Annotated in this window: 25 protein-coding genes; 10 read left to right on the top strand and 15 right to left on the bottom strand. The window is 60.4% G+C overall.

The features are described 5' to 3' along the window. Positions 1-146 precede the first annotated feature (146 nt). A complete protein-coding gene (locus tag CAG25_RS16385) occupies positions 147-464 on the top strand; it encodes a hypothetical protein (protein WP_064598282.1) in 318 nt (105 codons plus the stop codon). A 69-nt stretch (positions 465-533) separates the two neighbouring features. Continuing rightward, complete coding sequence (locus CAG25_RS16390; RefSeq protein ID WP_085612225.1) at positions 534-1427, top strand: pseudouridine synthase; 894 nt, start codon at positions 534-536, stop codon at positions 1425-1427. Positions 1428-1509: 82 nt separating this feature from the next. Here CAG25_RS16390 and CAG25_RS16395 read toward each other — a convergent pair whose 3' ends face one another. Continuing rightward, the gene (locus CAG25_RS16395; RefSeq protein ID WP_039770418.1) at positions 1510-1731 is read right to left on the bottom strand and encodes a YgdI/YgdR family lipoprotein; all 222 of its coding nucleotides are present in this window, start codon (positions 1729-1731) and stop codon (positions 1510-1512) included. A 78-nt stretch (positions 1732-1809) separates the two neighbouring features. After that, on the bottom strand, positions 1810-2412 hold the full coding sequence (gene mobA, locus CAG25_RS16400) for a molybdenum cofactor guanylyltransferase MobA (RefSeq protein ID WP_085612226.1): 603 nt from the start codon (positions 2410-2412) through the stop codon (positions 1810-1812). Positions 2413-2493: 81 nt separating this feature from the next. Here mobA and moaB point away from each other — a divergent pair, with 81 nt between their 5' ends. Further along, positions 2494-3033 (top strand): molybdenum cofactor biosynthesis protein B, encoded by a 540-nt coding sequence (gene moaB / locus CAG25_RS16405; protein WP_085612227.1) that lies wholly within the window; start codon positions 2494-2496, stop codon positions 3031-3033. After that, entirely contained in the window at positions 3017-4243 is a 1227-nt protein-coding gene (glp, locus tag CAG25_RS16410) for a gephyrin-like molybdotransferase Glp (RefSeq protein WP_085612228.1), read from the top strand. The genes moaB and glp overlap by 17 nt, the downstream gene beginning before the upstream one ends. A 56-nt stretch (positions 4244-4299) precedes the next feature. Here glp and CAG25_RS28665 read toward each other — a convergent pair whose 3' ends face one another. Next, positions 4300-4608, bottom strand: a complete 309-nt coding sequence (locus tag CAG25_RS28665) for a hypothetical protein (RefSeq protein WP_172829499.1) — start codon at positions 4606-4608, stop codon at positions 4300-4302. A gap of 314 nt (positions 4609-4922) precedes the next feature. Here CAG25_RS28665 and yegS point away from each other — a divergent pair, with 314 nt between their 5' ends. Then, complete coding sequence (gene yegS, locus CAG25_RS16420; RefSeq protein ID WP_064598268.1) at positions 4923-5840, top strand: lipid kinase YegS; 918 nt, start codon at positions 4923-4925, stop codon at positions 5838-5840. Here yegS and CAG25_RS16425 read toward each other — a convergent pair. The 3 genes from CAG25_RS16425 to CAG25_RS16435 form a co-directional block, all read right to left on the bottom strand. Continuing rightward, positions 5824-6483 (bottom strand): response regulator transcription factor, encoded by a 660-nt coding sequence (locus CAG25_RS16425; protein WP_064598266.1) that lies wholly within the window; start codon positions 6481-6483, stop codon positions 5824-5826. The genes yegS and CAG25_RS16425 overlap by 17 nt on opposite strands. Next, on the bottom strand, positions 6480-7373 hold the full coding sequence (locus CAG25_RS16430; RefSeq protein WP_085612229.1) for a sensor histidine kinase: 894 nt from the start codon (positions 7371-7373) through the stop codon (positions 6480-6482). Before CAG25_RS16430 ends, CAG25_RS16425 begins: the two co-directional genes overlap by 4 nt. 479 nt (positions 7374-7852) lie before the next feature. Continuing rightward, positions 7853-8323 carry a hypothetical protein gene (locus CAG25_RS16435; protein ID WP_085612230.1) on the bottom strand — a complete coding sequence of 157 codons (471 nt, stop codon included), beginning with the start codon at positions 8321-8323 and terminating at the stop codon, positions 7853-7855. 453 nt (positions 8324-8776) lie between these two features. Here CAG25_RS16435 and CAG25_RS16440 point away from each other — a divergent pair, with 453 nt between their 5' ends. Together CAG25_RS16440 and CAG25_RS16445 are read left to right on the top strand one after the other, a co-directional pair. Continuing rightward, on the top strand, positions 8777-9712 hold the full coding sequence (locus CAG25_RS16440) for a chemotaxis protein CheV (protein ID WP_003226705.1): 936 nt from the start codon (positions 8777-8779) through the stop codon (positions 9710-9712). A 90-nt stretch (positions 9713-9802) separates the two neighbouring features. Continuing rightward, positions 9803-10609: an MOSC domain-containing protein gene (locus CAG25_RS16445; RefSeq protein ID WP_085612231.1), complete on the top strand. Its 807-nt coding sequence runs from the start codon at positions 9803-9805 to the stop codon at positions 10607-10609. Positions 10610-10679: 70 nt separating this feature from the next. On the opposite strand, the gene CAG25_RS16450 is transcribed toward CAG25_RS16445, so the two are convergent. From CAG25_RS16450 to CAG25_RS16485, 8 genes are all read right to left on the bottom strand, one after another. Then, positions 10680-10964 (bottom strand): pyrimidine/purine nucleoside phosphorylase, encoded by a 285-nt coding sequence (locus tag CAG25_RS16450; RefSeq protein ID WP_007940055.1) that lies wholly within the window; start codon positions 10962-10964, stop codon positions 10680-10682. A gap of 82 nt (positions 10965-11046) precedes the next feature. After that, positions 11047-11589 carry an exonuclease domain-containing protein gene (locus CAG25_RS16455; protein WP_039770400.1) on the bottom strand — a complete coding sequence of 181 codons (543 nt, stop codon included), beginning with the start codon at positions 11587-11589 and terminating at the stop codon, positions 11047-11049. A gap of 69 nt (positions 11590-11658) precedes the next feature. Further along, the gene (locus tag CAG25_RS16460; protein ID WP_085612232.1) at positions 11659-13620 is read right to left on the bottom strand and encodes an acetyl/propionyl/methylcrotonyl-CoA carboxylase subunit alpha; all 1962 of its coding nucleotides are present in this window, start codon (positions 13618-13620) and stop codon (positions 11659-11661) included. Positions 13621-13736: 116 nt separating this feature from the next. Next, on the bottom strand, positions 13737-14534 hold the full coding sequence (locus CAG25_RS16465) for an enoyl-CoA hydratase/isomerase family protein (protein WP_085612233.1): 798 nt from the start codon (positions 14532-14534) through the stop codon (positions 13737-13739). Further along, complete coding sequence (gene atuD, locus CAG25_RS16470; protein WP_007908685.1) at positions 14531-15688, bottom strand: citronellyl-CoA dehydrogenase; 1158 nt, start codon at positions 15686-15688, stop codon at positions 14531-14533. Before atuD ends, CAG25_RS16465 begins: the two co-directional genes overlap by 4 nt. 29 nt (positions 15689-15717) lie before the next feature. Then, complete coding sequence (gene atuC / locus CAG25_RS16475; protein ID WP_085612234.1) at positions 15718-17334, bottom strand: geranyl-CoA carboxylase subunit beta; 1617 nt, start codon at positions 17332-17334, stop codon at positions 15718-15720. A gap of 3 nt (positions 17335-17337) precedes the next feature. Next, positions 17338-18207, bottom strand: coding sequence for an SDR family oxidoreductase (locus tag CAG25_RS16480; protein WP_085612235.1), 870 nt, complete (start codon positions 18205-18207; stop codon positions 17338-17340). Positions 18208-18219: 12 nt separating this feature from the next. Next, positions 18220-20010, bottom strand: coding sequence for an acyclic terpene utilization AtuA family protein (locus CAG25_RS16485; RefSeq protein ID WP_085612236.1), 1791 nt, complete (start codon positions 20008-20010; stop codon positions 18220-18222). A 194-nt stretch (positions 20011-20204) separates the two neighbouring features. On the opposite strand from CAG25_RS16485, the gene CAG25_RS16490 reads away from it, so the two are divergent. The 3 genes from CAG25_RS16490 (at position 20205) to CAG25_RS16500 (ending at position 22818) form a co-directional block, all read left to right on the top strand. Then, positions 20205-20828 carry a TetR/AcrR family transcriptional regulator gene (locus CAG25_RS16490; RefSeq protein ID WP_085612237.1) on the top strand — a complete coding sequence of 208 codons (624 nt, stop codon included), beginning with the start codon at positions 20205-20207 and terminating at the stop codon, positions 20826-20828. Between the two features lie 91 nt (positions 20829-20919). Then, entirely contained in the window at positions 20920-21717 is a 798-nt protein-coding gene (locus CAG25_RS16495) for an ABC transporter substrate-binding protein (protein WP_064598245.1), read from the top strand. A gap of 87 nt (positions 21718-21804) precedes the next feature. After that, the gene (locus tag CAG25_RS16500) at positions 21805-22818 is read left to right on the top strand and encodes a GNAT family N-acetyltransferase (RefSeq protein ID WP_064598244.1); all 1014 of its coding nucleotides are present in this window, start codon (positions 21805-21807) and stop codon (positions 22816-22818) included. Positions 22819-22891: 73 nt separating this feature from the next. Here the strand turns inward: CAG25_RS16500 and CAG25_RS16505 are convergent, their stop codons facing one another. Further along, positions 22892-23446, bottom strand: coding sequence for an RNA polymerase factor sigma-70 (locus tag CAG25_RS16505; RefSeq protein ID WP_011335256.1), 555 nt, complete (start codon positions 23444-23446; stop codon positions 22892-22894). Between the last annotated feature and the right edge of the window lie 208 nt (positions 23447-23654).

Raw genomic sequence — 23654 nt, forward strand, 5'->3', positions numbered from 1 at the left:
CTGATGGCGCTCGTCACCTTCGCTCAATCACGACTTGGCACTTTTCGGGTTATTCGGTTACTGTATGCGCATACAGTAATTGAGTTGGCCTGCCATGCCGTTTTCGGGCATTCGCCAGGGCAAGCCGGATGTCAGAGGGAGTCACCGTGGTCAATGTCGAACAGTTGAAAAGCAGCGTGAACGGGATGTCGGTTGACGTGGTGCGCGAGGCCGTCCACGAATTGCGCCTGGACGGTCTGGTCACGGAAGGCAAGACTCCCTTCAACAAGCTGCATTTCAATACGTGCTTTGCCGAGATCGAGGCCTTGTTTCAGCGCGCCGGTTATCACAAGCAACTGGATGTGGTCGGTTATCAGGGACTGTTGTACGCCTTGTACGACCCAGGCCGCTGGGAGGCCGTCGATGTTCTGCGCTGGCTCAAGGAATTCACCGAGGCGGCGGCGCTCAAATCGATCCCCGCCTGATTCTGCGCTAGGTCTGCTGCGCCCGGTGTTGGATAATGCCGCTCTGCTTTGAAGGTTCGAGTTCTCTGTATGTCCAGCACACCCACGTTTTCCGCCGCACTGAATCAGGCCAGCACGCTGTATCTGCCCCCCGGCAACTGGCGGACAGTGCTCGACTGCCTGTGTGAGCATTTCAGTGCCATCGGGCGCGATCAATGGCTGGATCGGATTGCCCGGGGCCGGGTGCTGGATGGTCAGGGGCGGCCGATCGCGCTGGATTTGCCCTACAGGGAAGGGCTGCGCATTCACTACTTTCGTGAAGTGCCGGATGAAAAACCGATTCCGGTAGTTGAGTCGATTCTGTATGCGGACGATCATCTGGTGGTGGCCGACAAGCCGCATTTCCTTCCGGTGACCCCGGCAGGCGAGTACGTCGAACAGACGCTGCTTCGCCGATTGATCCGGCGCCTGAACAATCCCCATCTGGTGCCGCTGCATCGGATTGACCGGCACACGGCCGGGCTGGTGATTTTTTCGGCCAACCCACAGACGCGTTCGGCGTATCAGTCACTGTTCCCCACCCGGCAGATCGAAAAACGCTATGAAGCCATTGCGGCCGCGTTACCTGGGCTGGACTTTCCGTTGGTACACAAAAGTCGTCTCGTCGATGGCGAACCTTTCTTCCGCATGAAGGAGGGGGCGGGTGCAAGTAACACCGAAACGGCGGTGGAGGTGCGTGAAAGGAATGGTGATCTCTGGCGCTACGGCCTGTATCCGGTGACCGGCAAGAAGCATCAGCTGCGAGTACACATGACGGCGCTGGGGGCGAGCATCTGCAATGATCCGTTTTATCCCGAAGTGCTCAAAGACGTTGAGGATGACTACGCCAATCCGCTGAAACTTCTGGCGCAAGGCCTTCGATTCATCGATCCGGTTACGGGGCAGCCCCGCGAGTTCGAGAGCCGCATCACGCTGGACTGGTGATCCCGCTATCGATTGTTTTCGGTCAGACACGAAAAAGCCCGCATATTGCGGGCTTTTCTGTATCGGGTGTCGAACTGAAGAATTAAAGCTCTTTGACAGTACGAACCTGATCCTTGTTGATGCGAGTGTGCTTGCCGTCCAGTTGTTCGAACTCGTAGAAGCCCGAATCTTCATCATATTTAGGGGCGTCGACAGCCTGGATTTCGCGACCGTCATTCAAGGTGATCACTGTTGGCGAGGCGCAACCGGCGAGGGTGGCGAGGCCCAGTGCGAGCATGAAAGTGGCGAGGGTCCGTTGAGTCATGAGTGTGTCTCCGAAGGGAAATTCTTTTGGTTACTGAGCTTGAGACGTATACAAGGCGTGCAAGTTCCTTGAGTGCTGTCAGTCTGACACAGTGTTGTGCGAACTCAACAGTTCAGGGGTGTTGAGATTGGCCAGGCGTGGGTCGTTGTCAGGGCAAACCAGGGCCTGGGCATCAAGATTGCGCATGACCCGGCCGGGGCTGCGTTCTCCAGCGTTCCAGGCGTTTTCGAAGGCGGGCAGGAGTGCCACGGGGATTACGCAAAGCAGCGGTTCCCAGTGATCGTCATGGCGCAACATTAAAGGTTTTTCAGAATTCAGATTGGCCGCTTCACGCATGCTGTGCAGCAACGCTAGGTCGATGCGCGGGACATCGCAGGGCAGTACCAGCAGGTGGGTATGGCGCGCGGCTTTCAAGCCGGCACGAATGCCGGCCAACGGACCGGGAAAATCTTCCTCGTCATCGCCTACCAACTGGTCGGCAAATGGCGCATAGCGTTCACGATTGCGGTTGCAGGAGATGATCAGATCATCGGTCAACGACCGAACTTTACGATGAAGATGCGCGATCAACGGTTCACCGTGCCATTCCACGAGCCCCTTGTCCTTGCCGTCCATGCGCTGGCCGCGCCCACCTGCCAGTAACAGAATGGAGCAAGGTGGTAATGGCGTGTTCGAGGTCATGGCAACTCTCCGCAGGGGCGGCGAAAAAAGGGGGCGCTGTGATATAACACCGGGCTGTTTCTCCTACAACTGGACGAGCCTATGAAAGCCAAGGCTGATGTACCTTTCGTGCCGCTCAATATCGCGGTACTGACGGTCAGCGACACCCGAACCCTGGAAACCGATACTTCCGGCCAGGTCTTCGTCGACCGTCTGACGGCCGCCGGCCACCATCTGGCGCAGCGAGTGCTGCTCAAAGATGACTTGTACAAGATTCGTGCGCAAGTCGCCCACTGGATTGCCGAAGACGTCGTGCAAGTCGTGCTGATTACCGGTGGTACCGGTTTTACCGGTCGCGACAGTACACCAGAAGCCGTTGCCTGCCTGCTGGACAAACAGGTCGATGGTTTTGGTGAGCTGTTTCGCCAGATATCGGTGGCCGACATCGGCACCTCCACCGTGCAATCCCGAGCTCTGGCGGGACTGGCCAATGGCACGCTGGTCTGCTGCCTGCCAGGTTCGACCAATGCAGTGCGCACCGGTTGGGATGGCATCCTGGCCGAGCAACTGGACTCACGTCACCGCCCTTGCAATTTCGTTACTCATTTGAAAAAGGCAGCGCCTTGTGAATCCCGTGGGTAAGCCGGGCAAGACCGGCAGCCTCATGCCTGTTGAAGAGGCATTGGTGCGTTTGCTGGAAATGGCCGAAACCTCGCGGATTGTCGAGTGCGAGTCTTTGCCACTGGCGCAGATTCACGGGCGGGTGCTGGCGCAGGATCTGATTTCGACGCTGGATCTGCCGCCATGGCCGAACAGCGCCATGGACGGATATGCCTTGAATCTGGTCGACTGGACCGGCGAGCCGTTGCCGGTCAGTCAGAAGATTTTCGCCGGTCAGGCACCGGAACCTTTGAAACCGGGCACCTGTGCCCGGATCTTTACCGGCGCGCCGGTGCCTGCGGGGGCCGACTGTGTCGAGATGCAGGAAAACGTCGAGATTCATGCCGATGAGCGCGTGAGTTTCATCGAAACGATGGTGGCCGGGCAGAACATTCGTCCACAAGGCCAGGAAACGACCGTCGGTGAATTGGTCTTGTCCGCAGGAACTCGGCTCGGTCCGATCGAGCTGGGGCTGGCTGCATCGCTGGGTTGTGCAGGGCTTGAGGTCGTTCGACAGGTTCGTGTGGCGGTTTTGTCCACCGGAGACGAGTTGGTCGAGCCGGGCACGACGTTGGGGCCGGGACAGATCTACAACAGCAACCGGGTGCTGTTGTGCAGCTGGTTGCAGCGCCTGGGATGTGAAGTGGTTGATGCCGGTATTCTGCCTGATGACCTGCCCACTACCCGTGCGAAACTCGGGGAGCTCCAGGATGTAGACCTGATTCTGTCGACCGGTGGGGTATCGGTCGGAGAGGCGGATTTCCTCGGAATCGCATTGAGGGAAGAAGGCGAGCTGACACTCTGGAAGCTGGCAATCAAACCTGGCAAGCCATTGACGGTCGGGCATTTTCGCGGTGTCCCGGTGATTGGATTGCCGGGTAATCCTGCCTCGACACTGGTGACTTTCGCCTTGTTGACCCGACCTTATCTGTTACGTCGCCAGGGCGTGCAGGATGTCGAGCCGCTGAAGTTTTCGGTACCCGCAGGATTTGTCTGGCCCCATGCCGGTAACCGCCGTGAATTTCTGCGAGGGCGCCTGGAGCAGGGGCAAGCGATTATCTACCGTAACCAGAGTTCGGGCGTTCTGCGCAGCGCTGCCTGGGCCGAGGGGCTGGTGGAGGTACGGGAGGGAGGAGTCCTGGTCGAAGGAGACCTGGTGCCATTCATTCCACTCAGCGAGCTTCTCGGTTGATCGCAGGTATTTGAAACGCAGGCACAGTGGTTACACGATGCCTGCCTTTCTGCCAGTCAACGACTGATCAGTGCAACGAGCTGGTCGAACCGGCTATTGGCAATCCAGCCCACCAGTCCGAGCACCATCGCTGTCGCACCTGCCGAGTAGGCAAGGCGGTGCTTGATGGCTTTGACGTCTCCTCTGACTTCGTCCATGTCGCGTCGAATGTACTTGAGGTGAGTTTCCAGCTCGGTGATACGCGGTTCCATATTGTTTTCTCCGGTATTTCTGGCGCTGCATTTGAATTCGTCTTTGAGGCTGGCGCGACTTTCGGAGAGAGAAGCAACCGGACTCACGGCTAGTCCTGCTTCATGGCTTTGCATGGAAACGTCCACCTGCTGCAGTGGGGGTCTCTTGGCAAATGCCGAAATGCAAAATATCGAAAGTCCTGAAACTGTTTCCACTCATTACATGCACATCCTTGTGTAATTGAATTGAAGATCACTAACGCCGACACACGTTGTACCAATGGCCGGGCCGGGTCAATTGAGCCGATTCCTTACGTTCTGTACGAAAAAGTACCGGTATGTAGGACAAGGAGGGCGAGCTTCAGGAATTAATCAGAAAGAGTGCGACTTTTTTATCCCTCTTGAGGGTCAAGATGTTCCGTACCGATTTAATTCCGGGAGTAACCGCAATGAGTGAACGCAAGGCATTGTTGATTCTGCATGGCAAGCAGGCGCTCAACGAGGCGGTTCGTGCCGCTGTCGAGAACAAGCGAGAGCAAGGCTGGGAGCTGGCTGTACGTCTGACCTGGGAGGCCGGCGATGCGCAGCGGTTGGTGGAGGAGGCGCTGGCGGCGGGATACCGCCAGATCATCGCCGGCGGTGGGGATGGCACCCTGCGTGATATCGCCGAAGCGCTGGCGGCGCATCCGGGCAAAGCCAGTCTGGTGCTTTTACCGCTGGGAACTGCCAACGACTTTTCCCACGCGGCGAGTATCCCGTTGGAGCCGACCGAGGCGCTTGAGTTGCTTGAAGCGCCCGCCCACGACATCGATCTGGGTGAAGTCGGTGGGCAGATCTTCCTGAACATGGCGACCGGAGGATTCGGCAGCCAGGTAACGGCCAACACGTCGGAAGATCTGAAAAAGGTATTGGGTGGCGCAGCTTATCTGTTCACCGGTTTGACGCGGTTCAGTGAACTGCATGCCGCGTACGGTGAGTTGCAGGGGCCGGATTTCCATTGGCAGGGCGAGTTGCTGGCCCTCGGGATCGGCAATGGCCGTCAGGCCGGCGGCGGACACGTGTTGTGCCCCGAAGCGCTGGTGGACGATGGTCTCTTGGATATCAGCATCCTGCCGGCGCCGCAGGAGTTGGTTGGCACCCTGAAAAATCTGCTCAGCGACGGCTTCGGCATTGACAACATGTTTGTGCGCGCCCGTTTGCCATGGGTTGAAATCAAGGTCGCCGAAGGGCTTTACATCAATCTCGACGGCGAGCCCCTGGAGGGCGAAAGTTTGCGGTTTGCGGCGCGCCCCGGGGCGTTGCGTGTGCATTTGCCGAAGGGCTCGCCGCTGTTGAGTGCAACTCGTCGGCTCAGTCGTCCAGACTGATGATCTGCTCCCGCACGGCAAACAGCACCAGGCCTGCCACATCGTAGATCTGCAGGCGCTTCATGATCTGCGAGCGGTGGGTTTCGACTGTTTTGATGCTCAGGCCCAGGCCGTTGGCGATTTCCCGTGTGGACTTGCCACGCACGATCAGGCGCAGGATTTCCAGCTGGCGTGCGGTCAGGTTGTGCGACTCGGCGACTTCCGGCTGCTGTTTCAGATTGCGGGTCAGCGCCTGATTGATCACGGTATGGGCGATGGCGGGGCTCAAGTAGCGCTCGTTGTTGCGCAGAGCTTCGAGCGCATGTTCGAGTTCGGTGGCTGTGGTGTCCTTGAGCAGATAACCGTGAGCACCGGACTCCAGCGCCTGCATGATCAGCGCGGGGTCGGTGTGCATCGAAAGAATCAGCACTTTGGCGTGCGGACGCACTCGTTTGAGTCGCTGCAGGGCTTCCAGGCCGCCGGTTTCTTTCATGGAAATGTCCAGCAATACGATATCGGGGGACAGCAGCTCGACCATCTCGAGCAGCTGCGAGCCATCATTGGCCTCGCCGATGACTGCATAGCCGGGAATATCCAGCACCAGGGCACGCACGCCGGCCCTGATCAGCGAGTGGTCATCCACCAGAAGTAAGTTACAAGTCAACGCATAACCTTATTCGTACTGGCCCGCTCGAGTGCCCGGGGCGCCCAGGGGAATAGTGCTTCGATTTGAGTGCCTTTGCCCGGCTCGCTGGTCACATTGAGTGTGCCGCCCAGTTGCTCAATGCGCTCGGCCATCCCGGCCATGCCCCGCTGTCCTTCGCGGCCGGGATTCGCCGCCGGGGAAAAGCCCAGGCCATCATCGCTGATAAGCAGGGTCAAGCCCTGTGGCAGGCGTTGCACGCGAATCAGCAGGTTTTTGGCCTGTGCGTGACGAAGGATGTTGGTCACGGCTTCCTGAGTGATGCGAAAGGCTGCGACGGCCATCTCTTCGGGGATTCCATTCAGGCGCTGCTGGCAGTCCAGACTCCAGTGCACCGAAGTATTGGCCAATACCTTGACCAGGTGTGCACGCAGGCTCGCTTCCAGACCCAGGCTGGTCAGTTGCCGCGGGTTGAGAATGGCCGAAACGTCGCGCACCTTGTTGAGGGTTTCTTCCAGCGTCTCGCAAAGTACCGAACAGTGTTCCTGCATATCCGCGGGCAAGCGACGCTTGAGCCATTCGCTTTGCAGCTTGGCGGCGGTCAGCAACTGGCCGATATCGTCATGCAGTTCGCGGCTCAGGCGATGGCGCTCGTTTTCCTGGACTTCCAGCAAACGGTCGGCCAGTTCCTGAGGCTGGAATTTGATGGATTTGCGCGACAGGCGATGTTGTGTCCAGACGCAGCCGGCAGCCGCCACGTTGATCAGCAACAGGCCGAGTGACAGCGGCGCGGAGACGCCATAGCTCAACAGACTGCCCAAGGCTGAAACCGTGCACAGCAGGAGTGTGAACCTGCGGGCATTTTCTCGGGAGGGAGGCCATGTGGTGATCGACTTGAGGCTGGCGTACATAGCGGATGGAGCCAATGGATGTTCGCTGCGGGCAGACCGTCAGAAGGGCTGGCGGTCTCTGTCTGGAAAACGTTTGCTCAGGTTGTTGATTTCAAAACGGTTCAGTGATCGATAATTGAGCGCCAACTTCGGTGGCAACCCATCATTGAAGTCACAATGCCATTAATTGAAGCAACTAACGGGCTGCATAATACCACTTAACATACCGTTGGTCGCGTTTGCCTATATGTCCAAAGAGTCAGGAAACAGGCCATGTTGGACGAGAGTTCCATAATGGAAAAGTTGAAATATCCGACTCGATATTATCGATGCGGCAGCAAGTTACTTTTGCACAGGAAAACCCTGACATCAGCAGAAGGCAGCCAGCATTCATCAAGCGTAATTATTTATTGGAGGATGTCGCAGGCAGGCATGAACTATTCAATTGCGACTTTCGTCTGTGAGAAATGACGGGCCCGAACAGCCCACGGTATGCCCGATTACGCTTGGCGCTCCGACCAGGTTACGAGGGACATCGGCTTGCCATTGAGCGGCAATTGGAAGTGAGTCTGCCCCACCTGGCAGGCAAAGGCTTCGATCAGCGTCACCTGTTCGCTTTCATCCAGGCCCAATTGGCCGGTGCTTGGGTCGATCAGTTCCAGTTGCCAGGCCATCAGGGTGAAGCAATCCTTCAGTGCTTCCAGGGCCTGTGCATGCAAATCCACGTGACCCTGCACCTGGTTGAGCAAGCCATGCAGGTGCAGGGAGAATTCGGATACCGCCTCCAGCCCCAGGGCATCGGCCTTGTTCGCCAGCTTGAGGAGGGTGCTGAGCATGCAGTCGATGGCGTCCTTGTCATTGCTGATCAGCTGCAGATGGCTTAGGCATTCTTCGGACTTGGCCAGGAGCGTTTCAGCCTCGACAAGGAATTCGGGGAAGCGCTGCGCCCAGTCACTACGGTCGTTCGGCATGCTTATCTCCACCACGTCATGTCTGATGAGGGAATGCCGTGTGTGTCGACGATCATGAACCGTCGCGAGACCGCGCCCCGGTGTGCATTGGCACAGACCTGGGGTTTCAAGAGGATGTGTTTCCACTGAACTGCGATCGCACACAATAGCCTGACTCCGTTCATGCAATGAGAATGGCGTCACATTAATGGCTATTGGATATCGCGAACATCAGGTTGGGCCTGATTGTTCCTAGGGGATTCCCTTAGGCACGGGAACCTGTGGCGCAAATCGGGGTCGCGCCGAGAAGAATGTAGCAGATGATTTCACCGGGCCAGTAAAGCATGATGTTAATGTGACATCAATGCCTGCCAATGGCATTTTTGTTGGTGATTTTGGACGGGATCAAGATCCGCCAGATTCAGCCGATAACCCCCAATAGTGAATTCATCAGAACAAGCCCAGGAGTCATTGATGGCCGGCATTCTCGACACGGTAGACCAACGCACGCAACTGGTGGGTGAGAATCGCCTGGAAATTCTCATGTTTCGACTGGCCGGGCGCCAATTGTTCGCGATCAACGTGTTCAAGGTGCAGGAAGTCCTGCAATTGCCGAAGCTGACTTTGATGCCCCAGCGTCACCCGTTTGTCTGCGGTGTGGTCAACCTGCGCGGCCAGACGCTGCCGGTGATCGACCTGTCCCAGGCGATCGGCATGCGACCGTTGGTGCCGGGCCCGAACAGCACGATCATCGTCACCGAGTACAACCGCTCGGTGCAGGCGTTCCTCGTCGGTGGCGTGGACCGCATCGTCAACATGAATTGGGAAGCCATTCTGCCGCCGCCGACCAGTGCCGGTCGCCAGCACTACCTGACTGCCATCAGCAAGGTCGACGATCAACTGGTGGAAATCATCGACGTCGAGAAAGTCCTCGCCGAAATCGTGCCGTACAACGCCAAGGTCTCCCGGGACAAACTGGACGACCCGGTGCTGGAACGTGCCCGTGGCCGCGAAGTGTTGCTGGTGGACGACTCCAACGTGGCGCTCTCGCAATTGCGCGACACCCTCGGCCAGTTGGGCGTGAAGATGCACATCGCCAGCGACGGCCTGAAAGCCCTGAACATGCTCAAGGCCTGGGCCGATACCGGGGTGAACATGACCGACAAACTGCTGATGGTGTTCACCGACGCCGAAATGCCGGAAATGGACGGCTATCGCCTGACCACCGAAATCCGCAACGACCCGCGCCTGCGTGGCCTGTACGTGGTGTTGCACACTTCTCTGTCCGGCAGTTTCAACGACTCGATGGTGAAAAAGGTCGGCTGCGACAATTTCCTCTCCAAGTTCCAGCCGGACAAACTGGTGGATGTGGTGCGCCAGCGTCTGATGCTTGACGAAGTGCCGGCCTGATCTACAGGTCGAGGCTGACCCTGCGTCAGCCTTTGATTCGCTGACAAAGCTCGTATAGGGTGGCGTTTTTGACCCACCAGGGAGCTGGCCATGCTGCGTCTGAGCGCGCTTTATCGTTACCCGTTGAAATCCGCCAAGGGTGAGGTCCTGCAAGGGATCGGCCTGGACAAACTGGGGCTTGAGGGTGACCGACGCTGGATGCTGGTGGATGGGGCCAGCGGGCGGTTCCTGACCCAGCGTGCCGAAGCGAAAATGAGCCAGCTCTCCGCGTTGTGGAATGCCAGCGGCGGGCTGACGCTCAGCGCGCCGGGGCATTCGGCAATGGATGTCGCCTTGCCCGGCAGCGACGACAACCTGCGTGGCGTGACCATCTGGCGTGACACCCTGCGTGTGCCGGATGCCGGTGAAGAGGCGGCCCGCTGGGTCAGCGATTTCATCGGCAAGCCAACCCGACTGGTGCAAGTGCCGCTGGATCGCGCCCGGACGACCCAGGCCGGGTACGGCAACGACGACGACCAAGTGGCATTCGCCGATGGTTTCCCGCTGTTGCTGATTGGTGAGGCCTCGCTGCAACACCTGTCGCAGGAAGTCGGGCGACCTTTGGAAATGCTGCGGTTCCGGCCGAATCTGGTGATCGAAGGCAGTGATGCTTACGCCGAGGATGGCTGGAAGCGGATTCGTATCGGCGATGTCGAGTTCCGCGTGGTCAAGTCCTGCTCGCGGTGCATTCTCACCACGATCGATCCGCAGACCGGTGAGCGCAGCGCTGACCGCGAACCCTTGGCGACCCTGCAGAAGACCCGTGCTCAGGCCGACGGTGCGATGTTCGGCCAGAACCTGGTCAACGACAGCAACGGTCGACTCGAAGTTGGCATGCCGGTGGAAGTCCTCGAATAACCCGCCCTGAAACGAAAAATGCCCGTGTCCTTGGACACGGGCATTTTTATGGCAGCAGGAAACCGGAGTTTCAGCCGCGGTATTCGCACAGGTAAGCGGTGTCGACGGCGACTTTCAGCTGGAACTTGCTGTTGGCGGGCACGTTGAACTGGCTGCCGGCGGCGAAGGTTTCCCAGTCGCTGCTGTCCGGCAGTTTGACGGTCAAGGCGCCCGAAACCACGTGCATGATTTCACGCTGGCTGGTGCCGAATTCGTATTCGCCCGGGGCCATGACGCCGATGGTCGCAGGGCCTTCAGCAGTGCCAAAAGCGATCGACTTGACGGTGCCGTCGAAGTACTCGTTGACTTTAAACATGGGCGATTCCTCTCGAAAAGGGCTTAAAAGGGTCAAAAAGGGTCGGCCAGTATGCACAAGGCTCATGGCGCCGTCACCTGCGCTAGAGCGGCAGCACCAACGGCAATAATCGGGCGGTATTGCGCGCATCCTCCAGCGCCCGGTGTTGTTGACCGCTGAATTGCATCCCCGCCAGTTGCAACGCGCCATTGAGGCCCAGAGGCCGTTCGAGGCGCCGGGCCTTGGCAAAGCGCTGTTTCAGGTTCATGTGCGGCACCCGGCTCAGGGCGCTGTCTAGTTGCAGGCGCTGCCATTCCTGAAGCAACTGCTTGCGGTCGTAATCGCCCCAGCTGGCCCAGCCTTCAAGGCGCGTCTGGTGCTGACCGAGCCAGCGCTCGAAGGCCGGCCAGACCTCGCTCAACGGCTGCGCCGCGTCGATGTTGGCCTGGGTGATGTGCGTGAGTTCGCGGCAAAAGGGCGTCAACAAGGGGCGCCGCGTCGGTTTGACGAAGCGCTGAAAGTGATCCTGCTCGCGACCCGCGCGATCCACCAGGGTCGCGCCGATCTCGATGATCTCCATTTCCGTAACCGGCCAGCCACCCTCATCGGTGGTGGCTTCCAGATCTATGACCAGCCAATGGGGCATCGCAGGGTTCCTGATTTCCGCGTCCTGATTATTCAGAGCGTAGTCAAACCTTGCGGATGCGCGCGGCGACTACTCGACCTGCAACAGAACCTGACGATTTTTTACCTGATCGCCGACCTTGACCTGCACCCGCTTGAGCACGCCGTCGATGCCGGCCTTGAGCGGGTGCTCCATTTTCATCGCTTCCAGCACCACCAGCAGCTGGCCCTTGCTGACCGGGCTGCCTTCGCTGACGAGCACATCGATGATGGCGCCATCCATCGGCGCTTTCAACGTGCCGGAACTGACGCTGGTCTGACTGTCGATCACCGCATGAGTTCGGTCCACCAGATGCAGGCTGCCGGGGTGGGTGAACAGCCAGAGCTGGTCGTTGTGCAGGCGACAGGCATGGCGCTGGCGCAGGCCGTCGATCTCCAGTGTCACGTCCCCGGCGGTGTGCTCGACCCATTTGAGTTCGATGACGTGCTCCGCAACCTGAACTTCAAAAGCGTTGTCAGGCTTGGTGCGCAGTTGCACATTCCAGTCGCGGGCGTCGAGGCCGATGCGATAAAGCAACGGTGCACCGACATTGTTGCGCCATCCGGACAACGGGGCGCGATGTTGCTGCGCGGCGGATTGGTAAAACAGCACCGCCGCGATGGCCAGCTCTTCGGCACTGGGCGAATAGGCGTGCAGGCAATCGTGATCGGCGAAATGTTGAGGGATGAAGCCAGTGCCGAACTCCCCGCTGATGAACTGCGGATGCTGCAACAGGCTGGCGAGCAAACGCTGATTGCTCTGCACGCCCAGCAACACGCTGTCCTGCACCGCACACAACAGTTTGCGCCGTGCCTCTTCGCGGGTCGCACCATGAGCGATCAGTTTGCCGAGCATCGGGTCGTAGAACGGTGAAATCGACTGTCCTTCGATCAGGCCGTGATCGACCCGCGCGCCGCGATCCAGTGCCGGCGCCCAGGCTTCGACACGCCCGGTCTGCGGCAGAAAACCCTGGGCCGGATCTTCGGCGTAGAGACGCACTTCCATCGCGTGGCCATCGAGTTTCACCTGCGCCTGGGTCAGCGGCAGTGGTTGGCCCTCGGCGACCGACAGTTGCCACGCCACAAGGTCCAGCCCGGTAATCAGTTCAGTCACCGGGTGCTCGACCTGCAACCGGGTGTTCATCTCCAGAAAGTAGAACTGGCCGCTGGCGTCGAGGAGAAATTCCACGGTGCCGGCACCCACGTAGTTCACCGCACGCCCTGCCTTGAGTGCCGCTTCGCCCATCGCCTGGCGCAGTTCTGCGGTCATCACCGGGCACGGCGCTTCTTCGATGACTTTCTGGTGGCGACGCTGTATCGAACAGTCGCGCTCGCCGAGGTAGATCAGGTTGCCGTGATGGTCGCCGAATAGCTGCACCTCGACATGGCGCGGCTCGATCAACGCCTGTTCGAGGATCAGTTCATCACTGCCGAAACCGTTCAAGGCTTCGGAGCGCGCCGTGCGCAATTGCGCCGGCAGTTCCTCGGCGCTGTGCACCAGACGCATGCCGCGCCCGCCACCGCCGGCGCTGGCCTTGATCATCAGCGGGTAACCGATGCGCTCGGCTTCTCGAGTCAGGGCCGCATCGTCCTGCTCGGCGCCTTGATAGCCGGCGATGCAGGGGACGCCGGCGGCGAGCATGGCGATTTTCGATTGGCGTTTGCTGCCCATCAGTTCGATGGCTTCGACGCTGGGGCCGATGAAGGTCAGGCCGGCCTGTTTGCAGGCGCGGGCGAAATCGGCATTTTCCGAGAGAAAACCGTAGCCCGGATGGATGGCGTCGGCGCCGCTGCGGCGGGCGGCGTCGAGAATGGCCGGGATGTTCAGGTAGGACTGTTGCACGGGTGCCGGACCGATGTTCACGGCCTCGTCCGCCATTTGGACATGCAGTGCGTCAGCGTCGGCATCGCTGAAAACGGCGACGGTGCGATAACCGAGGGGCTGGGCGGTGCGCTGGATGCGGCAGGCGATTTCACCGCGGTTGGCGATCAGGATTTTGTGGAGGGCGGGCATGGTGGTTTTCCTGAATGTTGGCGATGGATTGAAGGGCCTCATCGCGAGCAGGTTCGCTCCCACAGGATTCAGTGTTGCTCACAAAAACTGTGGGAGCGGGCTTGCCCGCGATGTTTTTAAGGGGCCCACCTCGGTTTGCGCTTTTGCACAAACGCCATCGTGCCTTCGATGCCTTCGGCACCGGTCACCGCGGCGTTGAACCACTGCGCGGCTTCGTCCAGCAATTCACTCGACGGTTGGCCGGCGCTGGCCAGCAGCAGTTTTTTCGTCACGGCATTCGCTTCCGGGGCGCAACACAAGACATGATCGAGCACTTCATCCAGCCGCTCGGCGAGCGCCTGCGGGTCCTGCTCGACAAAATGCACCAGCCCCAGACGCCGGGCCTGATGGCCGTCGAAACGGGCGGCGGTCAGGGCCAGGCGTCGGGTCTCGGTCAGGCCGATGCGCTGCACCACAAACGGCGCGATCTGCGCCGGCAGCAGGCCGAGGCTGGTTTCCGGCAAACCGAATTGCGCCTGGTGATCGGCTATCGCGATATCGCTGACACAGGCCAGCCCGAAGCCACCCCCGAGCACCGCGCCTTGCAGCACGGTGATCAGCACTTGCGGTGCGTGCTGCGCTTCTTCCAGCAACGATCCGAAGACTCGGTTCAATTCGCGATAGGCATCACTGCCCTTAGCGCGGGCGTTGGCCATGTCCTTGATGTCACCGCCGGCGCAGAAATGCCCGCCGGCACCGCTGAGCACCAGTGCGCGGACGCTGCGGTCATCGCACACGCTGGCCAGCACGGCGCGCAACTCGGCGACCATTTGCAGGCTCATGGCGTTGCGGCTGTTCGGGCGATTGAGGGTGATGTGCAACACGCCGTTGTGCCGCTCCAGCATCAGCGTCTGGCAATTGGGCAGGGCGCTCATTTCTTTTTCCCCGGCAGGATGCCCATCAGTTTGCAGATGATCCCCAGCATGATTTCGTCGGCGCCGCCGCCAATCGACACCAGCCGCACGTCGCGGTAGGCGCGGGCTACCGGGTTGTCCCACATGAAGCCCATGCCGCCCCAGTATTGCAGGCAACTGTCGCTGACTTCGCGGCCGAGGCGCCCGGCCTTGAGCTTGGCCATCGAGGCCAGTCGGGTGACGTCCTGGCCTTTCACGTATTGCTCGGTGGCCTGATAGACCAGCGCCCGCAGGCATTCGATTTCGGTCTGTAGTTCGGCGAGGCGGAAGTGGATCACCTGATTGTCGATCAGCGCATTGCCGAAGGTTTTGCGTTCCTTGCAGTACTCGATGGTGCTGTCGACGCAGTATTCCAGGCCCTTGATCATGTTGGCCGCGCCGAACAGACGTTCCTCCTGGAACTGCAGCATCTGCATCATGAACCCGGCGCCTTCATGGCCGATGCGATTGCGCTGGGGCACGCGCACGTTGTCGAAAAACACCTGGGCGGTTTCCGAACTGCGCATGCCGAGCTTGTCCAGGTGCGAACTGAGGCTGATGCCCGGCGTGTTCATCGGCACCATGATCAGCGATTTGTTGATGTGCGGTTTGTCGTCCGAGGTGTTGGCCAGCAGGCAGATGAAGTCGGCGCTCGGCGAGTTGGTGATCCACATTTTGCTGCCGTTGATCACATAGTCGTCGCCATCCTTGCGCGCTGTGGTCTTGAGCCCGGCGACATCGGAGCCGGCGCCGACTTCCGAGACGCCGATGCAGCCGACCTGCTCGCCGGTGATCGCCGGACGCAGGAATTCTTCGCGCAGTTCATCGGAGCCGAAACGGGCGAGGGCGGGAGTACACATGTCGGTTTGCACGCCGATCGACATTGGAATGCCGCCGCAGTGGATGGTGCCGAACTCTTCGGCGGCGACGATCGAATAGCTGTAATCCAGGCCCATGCCGCCGAATTTTTCCGGTTTGGAAATCCCCAGCAGACCGAGATCGCCGGCCTTGCGGAAAATCTCGTGGATCGGAAAGCGCCCGGCCTTTTCCCATTCATCGACGTGGGGGTTGATCTCGTGCTCGACGAACTGGCGGACGGTACGGCGCAGTGCTTCGTGTTCCGGGGTGAAGATCATTGTTATTGTTCTCCTTTAATCCGTGGCGATCAGAACCGGCTGACGCCGAAGCTGTTGGGTTGCAACGTGCGGATGTCGGCTTCGTGGCAGATGTCCAGCAGGTAACCGAGCAGGGTGCGGGTGTCGCGTGGATCGATCAGCCCGTCGTCCCACAGGTTGGCGCTGCCGTAGAGGGCGGTGGACTGGCTGTCGAGTTTCTGCGCGGTGACCTGCTCCAGCATGTCGAGCATTTTCGGATCGGGCACCAGACCGTCCTTGAGCTGCTTGGCTTCAGTGACGATGCGCAGCACCTTGCCGGCCTGGGCGCCGCCCATCACCGCCGTGCGGCTGTTGGGCCAGGCGAAGATGAAGCGCGGATCGAGCCCGCGTCCGCACATCGCATAGTTGCCCGCGCCGTAGGAGCCACCGACCACGATCGTCAGTTTCGGCACCCGCGCATTGGCCACGGCCTGGATCAGTTTCGAACCGTGCTTGATCACGCCGTGCTGTTCCGATTCGGTGCCGACCATGAACCCGGTGGTGTTGTGGAAAAACAGCAGCGGCGTTTGGCTCTGGTCGCAGAGCTGAATGAACTGCGCCGCCTTGCTCGCACCATTGGGCGTGATCGGGCCGTTGTTGCCGATGAAGCCGCAGGCGCGACCCTGAATCTTCAGGTGGCCACAGACGGTCTGCTGATCGAACTCGCCCTTGAACTCCAGAAAGCGCGACTCATCGGCGATCCGCGCAATGATTTCGCGCACGTCGTAGGGTTTTTTCGGGTCGTCCGGGATCAGCCCGAGCAGTTCGTCGATGGGGTACAACGGCTCCTTGAATGGCGGCTCAGGCAGCCACGGCAGTTGCTCGTTCCAGTTCAGCAGGCTGACGATTTCTCGCACCTGACGTATGCCGTCGGCATCGTTTTCGGCCAGGTATTCCGCGGTGCCGGCGACTTGCGCGTGCATCTCGGCGCCGCCCAGTTCTTCGTCGGTGGCGACTTCACCGGTCGCCGCTTTAAGCAATGGGGGACCGGCGAGAAACAGCTTGGCCTTGCCGCGCACCACCACCACATAATCCGACAGCCCCGGCTGATAGGCACCGCCAGCGGTGGCCGAACCGTGCACCACGGTGATCTGCGGCAAACCCATGGCCGACATCCGCGCCTGATTGGCAAAGCTGCGTGCGCCTTCGACGAAAATTTCCGCCGCGTAATTGAGGTTGGCGCCGCCGCTTTCGGCGAGGGTGATGACCGGCAGTTTGTTTTCCTGGGCGATCTGTTGCAGGCGCAGGGATTTTTTCAGGCCTGACGGGGAAATCGTTCCGCCCTTGATCGCGCTGTTGTTCGCCACGATCAAGGCGCGCACGCCGGACACGTAACCGATGCCGGCGATCAAGCCGCCACCGGCCGAACTGCCGTCCTTGTCGTCGTGCAGTTTGTAGCCGGCCAGGCTCGCCAGTTCGAGGAATGGCGCGCCGGGGTCGAGCAACAGATTCAGACGTTCACGGGGCAGCAATTGTCCGCGTTTGTCGAATTTCGGTTTGGCCTCGGCAGCCTTGTTCAGCAGGTTCTGTTCGAGCTGCTGGACTTGCTCGATGGCGGCGAGCATCGCTGCGCGGTTGCGGGCGAAGGCTTCGCTGTGCGAGTCGAGCTGGGACTGGATCTGCGGCATGGCTTACTCCTTGTCCTTCAAGACATCCGGCATATAGGCCCGGTGAAAACCGTTGAACGATTCGCTGTGGGCCGCCTTGTGCAAAGGCCAGGCGCGACTGCCCAGACTGGCCGCGCCGTCGATGCGCAAGGTGCTGCCGCTGATGAACGCGGCAGCCGGGCTGAGCAGAAACACGATCGCCGCGCTGACCTCCGATTCGGTGCCGATGCGCTTGAGCGGCACGTGTTCGCGCAAGGTCGGGATCACCGCTTTGAACGCGCCTTCATAGGTGTCCATGCCGCTGGAAGCGATCCACCCCGGGGCTACCGCATTCACTCGAACGCCGGCATAACCCCATTCGAACGCCGCCGTCTTGGTGAAGTTGTCCATGCCCGAGCGCGCGGCGCCGGAGTGGCCCATGCCGGGCATGCCGCCCCACATGTCGGCGAGCATGTTGACGATGCTGCCGCCGTGTTTGCTCATCGACTGGTTGAACACTTCGCGGGCCATCAGGAAACCGCCGACCAGATTGGTCCGCAGCACGGTTTCGAAACCTTTCTGATTGATCGAGGCCAGGGGCGAGGGGTACTGGCCGCCGGCATTGTTGACCAGCCCGTGGATCGGCCCGTGTTCACGGATCAGTTCGCTGACCAGCGCCTTCACCGCTTCTTCGTCACGGATATCGCAGGCCTTCCAGTGGGCGCGACCGCCATCCTCGGCGATTTCGGCGGCGACGGTCTGCAGCTTTTCCGGCTTGCGTCCGACCAGCACCACGTTGGCCCCGAGCGCCGCCAGTTCATGGGCGGTGCAACGCCCGATGCCACTGCCGCCCCCGGTGACGATGACGGTCCGGCCGCTGAACAGGTCAGCCCTGAAAATCGATTCGAACGCCATGCTGCCAATCCTCTAGTCGAACTGTTCGGCGATGCTCTGCGGCACCGGGATCTGGATTTCCAGTAGTTGTTGGGCGAAGGCCTTGCCTTGCGGGTCGATGCGCAGGCTCGCCACGCCGCCGCCACAAAGGGCGTTTTCCAGCAGGAAGTTGAGGCTGTGGGTGCCCGGCAGATACCAGCGTTCGACCCGGCCGTGAATCGGATCGAGGACATGGTTCATCCAGTCGACGACCACCGCCGGGGTCAGCGCCTCGGCGATCCACGGCAGGTATTCGGGACGGCGCGGCATGACGCCGATGTTGCTGTGATTGCCCTTGTCGCCGGAGCGCGCCACGGCCAGTTTCACCAATGGCACGCTCGCGTCGGCGCGGCCCTGGGGTTTGGGCGTTTCATGGGGCAGGGGCAGATCCTGACTGTCGAGGGCGGTGGGGGCGGGGAGGGCGAACGGGTGAGATTCGCCGGCGATGTCGATTTGCAATGTGCAGGCGCTTTTGTCGATCAGGAACGAGAACAGCCGGATCAGCGGATACACCGTCGGCCGCCCGCCGACGATACCGGTCAGGCCCGGCGCCATGCCGGTGGCGGCCTGTGCGATCTCCCGGGAGAACAGGATCAAGGCTTGTTTGTTCGGGTGACGCACGGCGAGTTTGATCACCACTTCACGACTGTCCCGGCGCTGACCGTGAGGGCCGTAGGTGGCTTCGCTGCCGAGCAGTTCGACGTGGGTTTCGGTGTAGGGCCCCAATCCTTTCTGGTCGAGCATTTCCGAGGTCTTGTCGAGGATCGCCTGGCTGACGCGCCGGGCTTTTTCCACGGCATCGATGCCGGCGATCAGGCAACTGGCGGTGCAACGGAAACCGTCCGGATATGTTGCGCTGACCTTGTATTGGTCGCTGGGCGGCAGGCCTTTGGCGCCGTGGACCCGGACGGCGTTCTTGCCTTGTTGCTGGAGTTTTACGTGGCTGAAATCGCAGACCACATCGGGTAGCAGATAAGCCTGCGGATCACCGATTTCGTAGAGCATCTGTTCGCCGACCGTCAGCGGCGTGACCAGTCCACCGGAGCCCTCGGGTTTGCTGACGATGAACTGGCCGTCGGCGCTGACCTCGACGATCGGGAAACCGATGTGTTCGTAGTCCGGCACGTCGCGCCAGTCGGTGAAATTACCGCCGGTGCACTGCGCGCCACATTCGATGATGTGCCCGGCCAGGGCGGCTTGCGCGAGTTTGTCGTAGTCGTGCCACGACCAGTCGAATTCATGCACCAGCGCGGCGCTGACCACTGCACTGTCGACCACCCGGCCGGTGATGACGATGTCGGCGCCCAGGCGCAGTGCTTCGACAATGCCCGGCGCGCCGAGGTAAGCGTTGGTCGACACGCACATCGGCGGCAGCGGGGCGCCGCTGAACATTTCCGTGATGCCTTGGGTGGCGAGTTGTTTGAACTGGGGTTGCAGGTCATCGCCTAGAAGCACGGCGATCTTCAGCACCACGCCAGCCTTGTCGCAGGCCGCTTGCAGCGCGGCGGCGCAGGCCTTTGGATTGACCCCGCCGGCATTGCTGATGACGCGAATGTTCTGTTCGGCCAGTTGCGGCAGCAGGGGCGCGAGGACTTCGATGAAATCGCCGGCGAACCCGGCCTGCGGATCCTTCATGCGGGCGCCGGCCATGATCGACATGGTGATTTCGGCGAGGTAGTCGAAGACCAGATAATCCAGCTGTCCTCCGGCCACGAGCTGCGCGGCAGCGGTGGAGGTGTCTCCCCAGAATGCGCTGGCGCATCCGATGCGAACCGTGGTGGGCATTTTGATCTCCGACTCAGGAACCTGTGACAGAAGTGCATCGAGACTACCAAGCAAGCGCTTGGTTTGTAAACGCTTGAAATTATCTTCTGCCCAAGCGCTTGCTTGGTCACCGCCGGCGGCTTAAATTGCCCGCGCAACCCCGCCGTTTCTGCGGCGTACGGCGCATTTGACTGAACGACTGTAGGAGAGAACGGGTGGACGAGCAAAAAGCCCTGAGGGTCATGCGTGAACTGGTCGATGCCGGCCAGTTGACCGATCCGGACAGCGCTCGCGGCAAACTGCTGCAAGTGGCGGCCCACCTGTTCCGCAACAAAGGCTACGAGCGCACGACGGTGCGCGATCTGGCCGGTGCCGTGGGAATTCAATCCGGCAGCATCTTTCATCACTTCAAGAGCAAGGATGAAATCCTGCGGGCGGTGATGGAAGAAACCATCCGCTACAACACTGCGCTGATGCGTGCGGCCCTTGCCGATGCCGTCGATGTGCGCGAGCGGGTGCTGGCGCTGATTCGCTGCGAATTGCAGTCGATCATGGGCGGCAGCGGCGAGGCGATGGCGGTGCTGGTGTATGAATGGCGCTCGCTGTCCGAAGACGGCCAGGCCAAAGTGCTGGCGCTGCGCGACATCTACGAAGACCTCTGGCTGCAAGTGCTGGGCGAGGCCAAGGAGGCGGGGTTCATCCGTGGTGACGTGTTCATTACCCGACGTTTTCTCACGGGTGCGCTGTCCTGGACCACCACCTGGTTCCGTGCCGGCGGCAGCCTGAGCCTGGATCAACTGGCCGAAGAAGCGCTGATTCTGGTGCTCGAAGAGCGCTAGGCGCTTTCTATCGGGCCGGGAAACTGGCTAACTTGGCGAAACCGCCTAGCTTGAATGCAATGATCGGTACTTTTTCGGGGAGTGGGGTGTTTTGAAGTCTTCGCCAATTCGGACGGCCGCCGGGCTGATGCTCGCAGCGCTGGCTGCACTATGGGTATTGCCCGCTCCGGCGGCGCAGGTGGTTCGAGTGGGCGCGGCGCATTTTCCGCCCTACACCATTCGCCCGGAAAATGGCGCCGACACCGGCCTGCTGCCCGAGTTGGTCGCGGCTTTGAACAGCGCCCAGAGCGACTATCGCTTCGAACTGGTGCCCACCTCGATTCCTCGCCGGTTCGGCGATTTCAAGGACAGCCGCACTGACATGGCGATCTTCGAAAACCCTGAGTGGGGCTGGAAAGACATTCCCCACATCACCGTCGACATGGGGCTTGAGGACGCAGAGATTTTCGTCGCGCAGAACAAGCCCGGTCGCCAGCAGAATTACTTCGCCGATCTCAAGGGCAAACGGCTGGCGCTGTACAGCGGCTATCACTACGAATTTGCCAACTTCAATGCCGATCCCAAGTACCTCGCCGAAACTTACAGCGCCACGCTGACCTATTCCCACGACAGCAACCTGCTGATGGTCTTGCGCGGGCGCGCAGACATTGCGCTGGTGACCCGCTCGTACCTGTTCGATTACCTGCTGCGCAACGAAAAGGTGCGCGACGAGTTGCTGGTGTCCCAGCGCATCGACCAGATCTACCACCATTACGCGATTCTCAGTCCGAAGGCTCCGATCACCGGTGAAGCCTTCGGCAAGCTGCTGCAAGGCCTGCGCGACAACGGGCAGATGCTGAAGATCTTCGATCCGTACAAGATTGCGGTGGTGCCGGTGCCGCATCAATGAGCTGCGGTTTTTCGCGTCCGGCCTAAATTTCCCGCCCCGGCTCACGTCCCATCGTTGAACTGTCGACGATTATCGTGAGCCCGACCCATGTCCAATCTGAATGACCTGACTGCCCTGGCCCTGCCTTCGGGCAGCCAACTGGTAGCCGATGCCACCGAAAGCCGTCTGAGCCTGAGCCTGGACGGGCAACCGCTGATTCGCCTGCGCCTCGATCGTGAAGGTCAGGGGCCGATCCAGATCGATGAACGCTACGCGCTGCCACCCGGCCAGGCGCTGTGGGCAGCCTGTTATTGGCTGTTTGCCCGGGAGCCGGCGCGTCAGCAATTGATCTGGCAACTGGACCAGGCGCCGACCGAAGCCTTGCTCAGCGGCTTGCTGGTGAGCACTGAAGTGGCGGGCGAATATCGCTGCGAGCGCACGCTGTTCTGGCAACTGCCGCAACCGTGGCTGGGGGCCTCGCTGACCGGCAGCTATCCGCAGCAGATGGTCATCAGCAACGGCAAGCGTCATCCGCTGCGACCGGTGAAACCGCGTGGTGAGGTTTATCGGCGTTTCGATGCGCGCCTCGGTGCCTGGATTTCCCTGCGAACGGTGGAGATCGAGCAGGATCTGGCGCGTTTCAATCGCTGGCAGAACAGCCCGCGAGTCGCCAGTTTCTGGCAGGAAGAGGGCAGCCTCGAACAGCATCGCGAGTACCTGAGCAAACTCGACGCCGATCCGCACACGCTGACCCTGATCGGTTGTTTCGATGATCAGCCGTTTGCCTATTTCGAAGCCTACTGGGCCAAGGAAGATCGCATCGCGCCGTTCTACGATGCCGACAATTACGATCGCGGCATTCACATGCTGGTCGGGGAAGAAGATCATCGCGGCCCGCACAAGGTGGCGAGCTGGCTGTCGGCGCTGGTGCACTACCTGTTCCTGGATGATCCGCGCACGCAGCGGGTGGTCGCCGAACCCCGTGCCGACAACGCGAAAATGATTGGCCACATGCACAACCAGTGCTTCCACTGCGAGAAGGAATTCGACTTCCCGCACAAACGCGCGGCGCTGATGATTCTTGGGCGCGAACGGTTCTTCGACCGGTGCACGCTGGTGTGACATTGCGCTGAAAACGAAAAAGATCGCAGCGCTTCGACGAAGGCTGCGATCTTTTTTTTGCGGCCGATTTTTATCAGCGACGGTTTGCGGTCACTGCATCAGCGCGACTGCTCGACACCTTGCGGCAATGCACCAGCGCATCGCGAATCATGAAGTTGACCAGGGTCGGCGAAACGCCGAGTTCCTTGGCAATGTCCTTCTGCGGCACGCCGTGCAGGCGGTACATCTCGAAGGCGTAGCGGGTGCGAACTGGCAGCTCGGTCAGCGCGTCGGCAATGTGTTCCAGGGTCGAAAAGTTGATGTGTGAGGTTTCCGGCGAAGCGCCCTGAATGACCACGTTCAACCCTTCCTCCTCGGGGCCGGCGTACTTCTGCTCCAGCGCCTGTTTGCGGTAGTGATCGATCGCCAGGTTGCGCACGATCTGGAACAGATAACTCAGCTGGGCCTTGATCGACGACGTGATCGGCGGTGCCGATTGCAGTCGGAAGAACGCATCCTGCACCACATCTTCGGCGCGTGACCGGCAGCCGGTAATGCGGGCTGCAATCTTGACCAGAATCAGTCGATTGTCGACGAATGCCTGAAGTAGCGGTGAATCGCACCTGCTTGTGGATACTTGTTCCGTCATGGAAATCACCTTGCTGCCAATAGGTTAGTGGGACGCCTGGGGGCGGGGCCGTCCTACACATCGAGCGACAAATTATGTTGAATGATAATGATTGTCAATTGAGAAAGAGAACTAATGATCCATCGCACTCGCCCAAGCGCCCAGCCCCGTTGGCGATCCAGCCTGCCGACTAATTATTTCAAGACGTCATCCGTTCTCATTGGTGAAT

Origin of the sequence: Pseudomonas sp. B16(2017), assembly GCF_002113205.1 — a bacterium.
In the GTDB taxonomy this organism is placed as follows: domain Bacteria; phylum Pseudomonadota; class Gammaproteobacteria; order Pseudomonadales; family Pseudomonadaceae; genus Aquipseudomonas; species Aquipseudomonas pharyngis.

Bases quoted from the DNA above. Each gene is read 5' to 3' on its own strand.
- CAG25_RS16390 (WP_085612225.1), top strand. From the start codon at position 534: ATGTCCAGCACACCCACGTTTTCCGCCGCACTGAATCAGGCCAGCACG.
- CAG25_RS16395 (WP_039770418.1), bottom strand. From the start codon at position 1,731: ATGACTCAACGGACCCTCGCCACTTTCATGCTCGCACTGGGCCTCGCC.
- mobA (WP_085612226.1), bottom strand. From the start codon at position 2,412: ATGACCTCGAACACGCCATTACCACCTTGCTCCATTCTGTTACTGGCA.
- moaB (WP_085612227.1), top strand. From the start codon at position 2,494: ATGAAAGCCAAGGCTGATGTACCTTTCGTGCCGCTCAATATCGCGGTA.
- CAG25_RS28665 (WP_172829499.1), bottom strand. From the start codon at position 4,608: ATGCAAAGCCATGAAGCAGGACTAGCCGTGAGTCCGGTTGCTTCTCTC.
- yegS (WP_064598268.1), top strand. From the start codon at position 4,923: ATGAGTGAACGCAAGGCATTGTTGATTCTGCATGGCAAGCAGGCGCTC.
- CAG25_RS16430 (WP_085612229.1), bottom strand. From the start codon at position 7,373: ATGTACGCCAGCCTCAAGTCGATCACCACATGGCCTCCCTCCCGAGAA.
- CAG25_RS16435 (WP_085612230.1), bottom strand. From the start codon at position 8,323: ATGCCGAACGACCGTAGTGACTGGGCGCAGCGCTTCCCCGAATTCCTT.
- CAG25_RS16440 (WP_003226705.1), top strand. From the start codon at position 8,777: ATGGCCGGCATTCTCGACACGGTAGACCAACGCACGCAACTGGTGGGT.
- CAG25_RS16445 (WP_085612231.1), top strand. From the start codon at position 9,803: ATGCTGCGTCTGAGCGCGCTTTATCGTTACCCGTTGAAATCCGCCAAG.
- CAG25_RS16450 (WP_007940055.1), bottom strand. From the start codon at position 10,964: ATGTTTAAAGTCAACGAGTACTTCGACGGCACCGTCAAGTCGATCGCT.
- CAG25_RS16455 (WP_039770400.1), bottom strand. From the start codon at position 11,589: ATGCCCCATTGGCTGGTCATAGATCTGGAAGCCACCACCGATGAGGGT.
- CAG25_RS16460 (WP_085612232.1), bottom strand. From the start codon at position 13,620: ATGCCCGCCCTCCACAAAATCCTGATCGCCAACCGCGGTGAAATCGCC.
- CAG25_RS16465 (WP_085612233.1), bottom strand. From the start codon at position 14,534: ATGAGCGCCCTGCCCAATTGCCAGACGCTGATGCTGGAGCGGCACAAC.
- atuD (WP_007908685.1), bottom strand. From the start codon at position 15,688: ATGATCTTCACCCCGGAACACGAAGCACTGCGCCGTACCGTCCGCCAG.
- atuC (WP_085612234.1), bottom strand. From the start codon at position 17,334: ATGCCGCAGATCCAGTCCCAGCTCGACTCGCACAGCGAAGCCTTCGCC.
- CAG25_RS16480 (WP_085612235.1), bottom strand. From the start codon at position 18,207: ATGGCGTTCGAATCGATTTTCAGGGCTGACCTGTTCAGCGGCCGGACC.
- CAG25_RS16485 (WP_085612236.1), bottom strand. From the start codon at position 20,010: ATGCCCACCACGGTTCGCATCGGATGCGCCAGCGCATTCTGGGGAGAC.
- CAG25_RS16500 (WP_064598244.1), top strand. From the start codon at position 21,805: ATGTCCAATCTGAATGACCTGACTGCCCTGGCCCTGCCTTCGGGCAGC.
- CAG25_RS16505 (WP_011335256.1), bottom strand. From the start codon at position 23,446: ATGACGGAACAAGTATCCACAAGCAGGTGCGATTCACCGCTACTTCAG.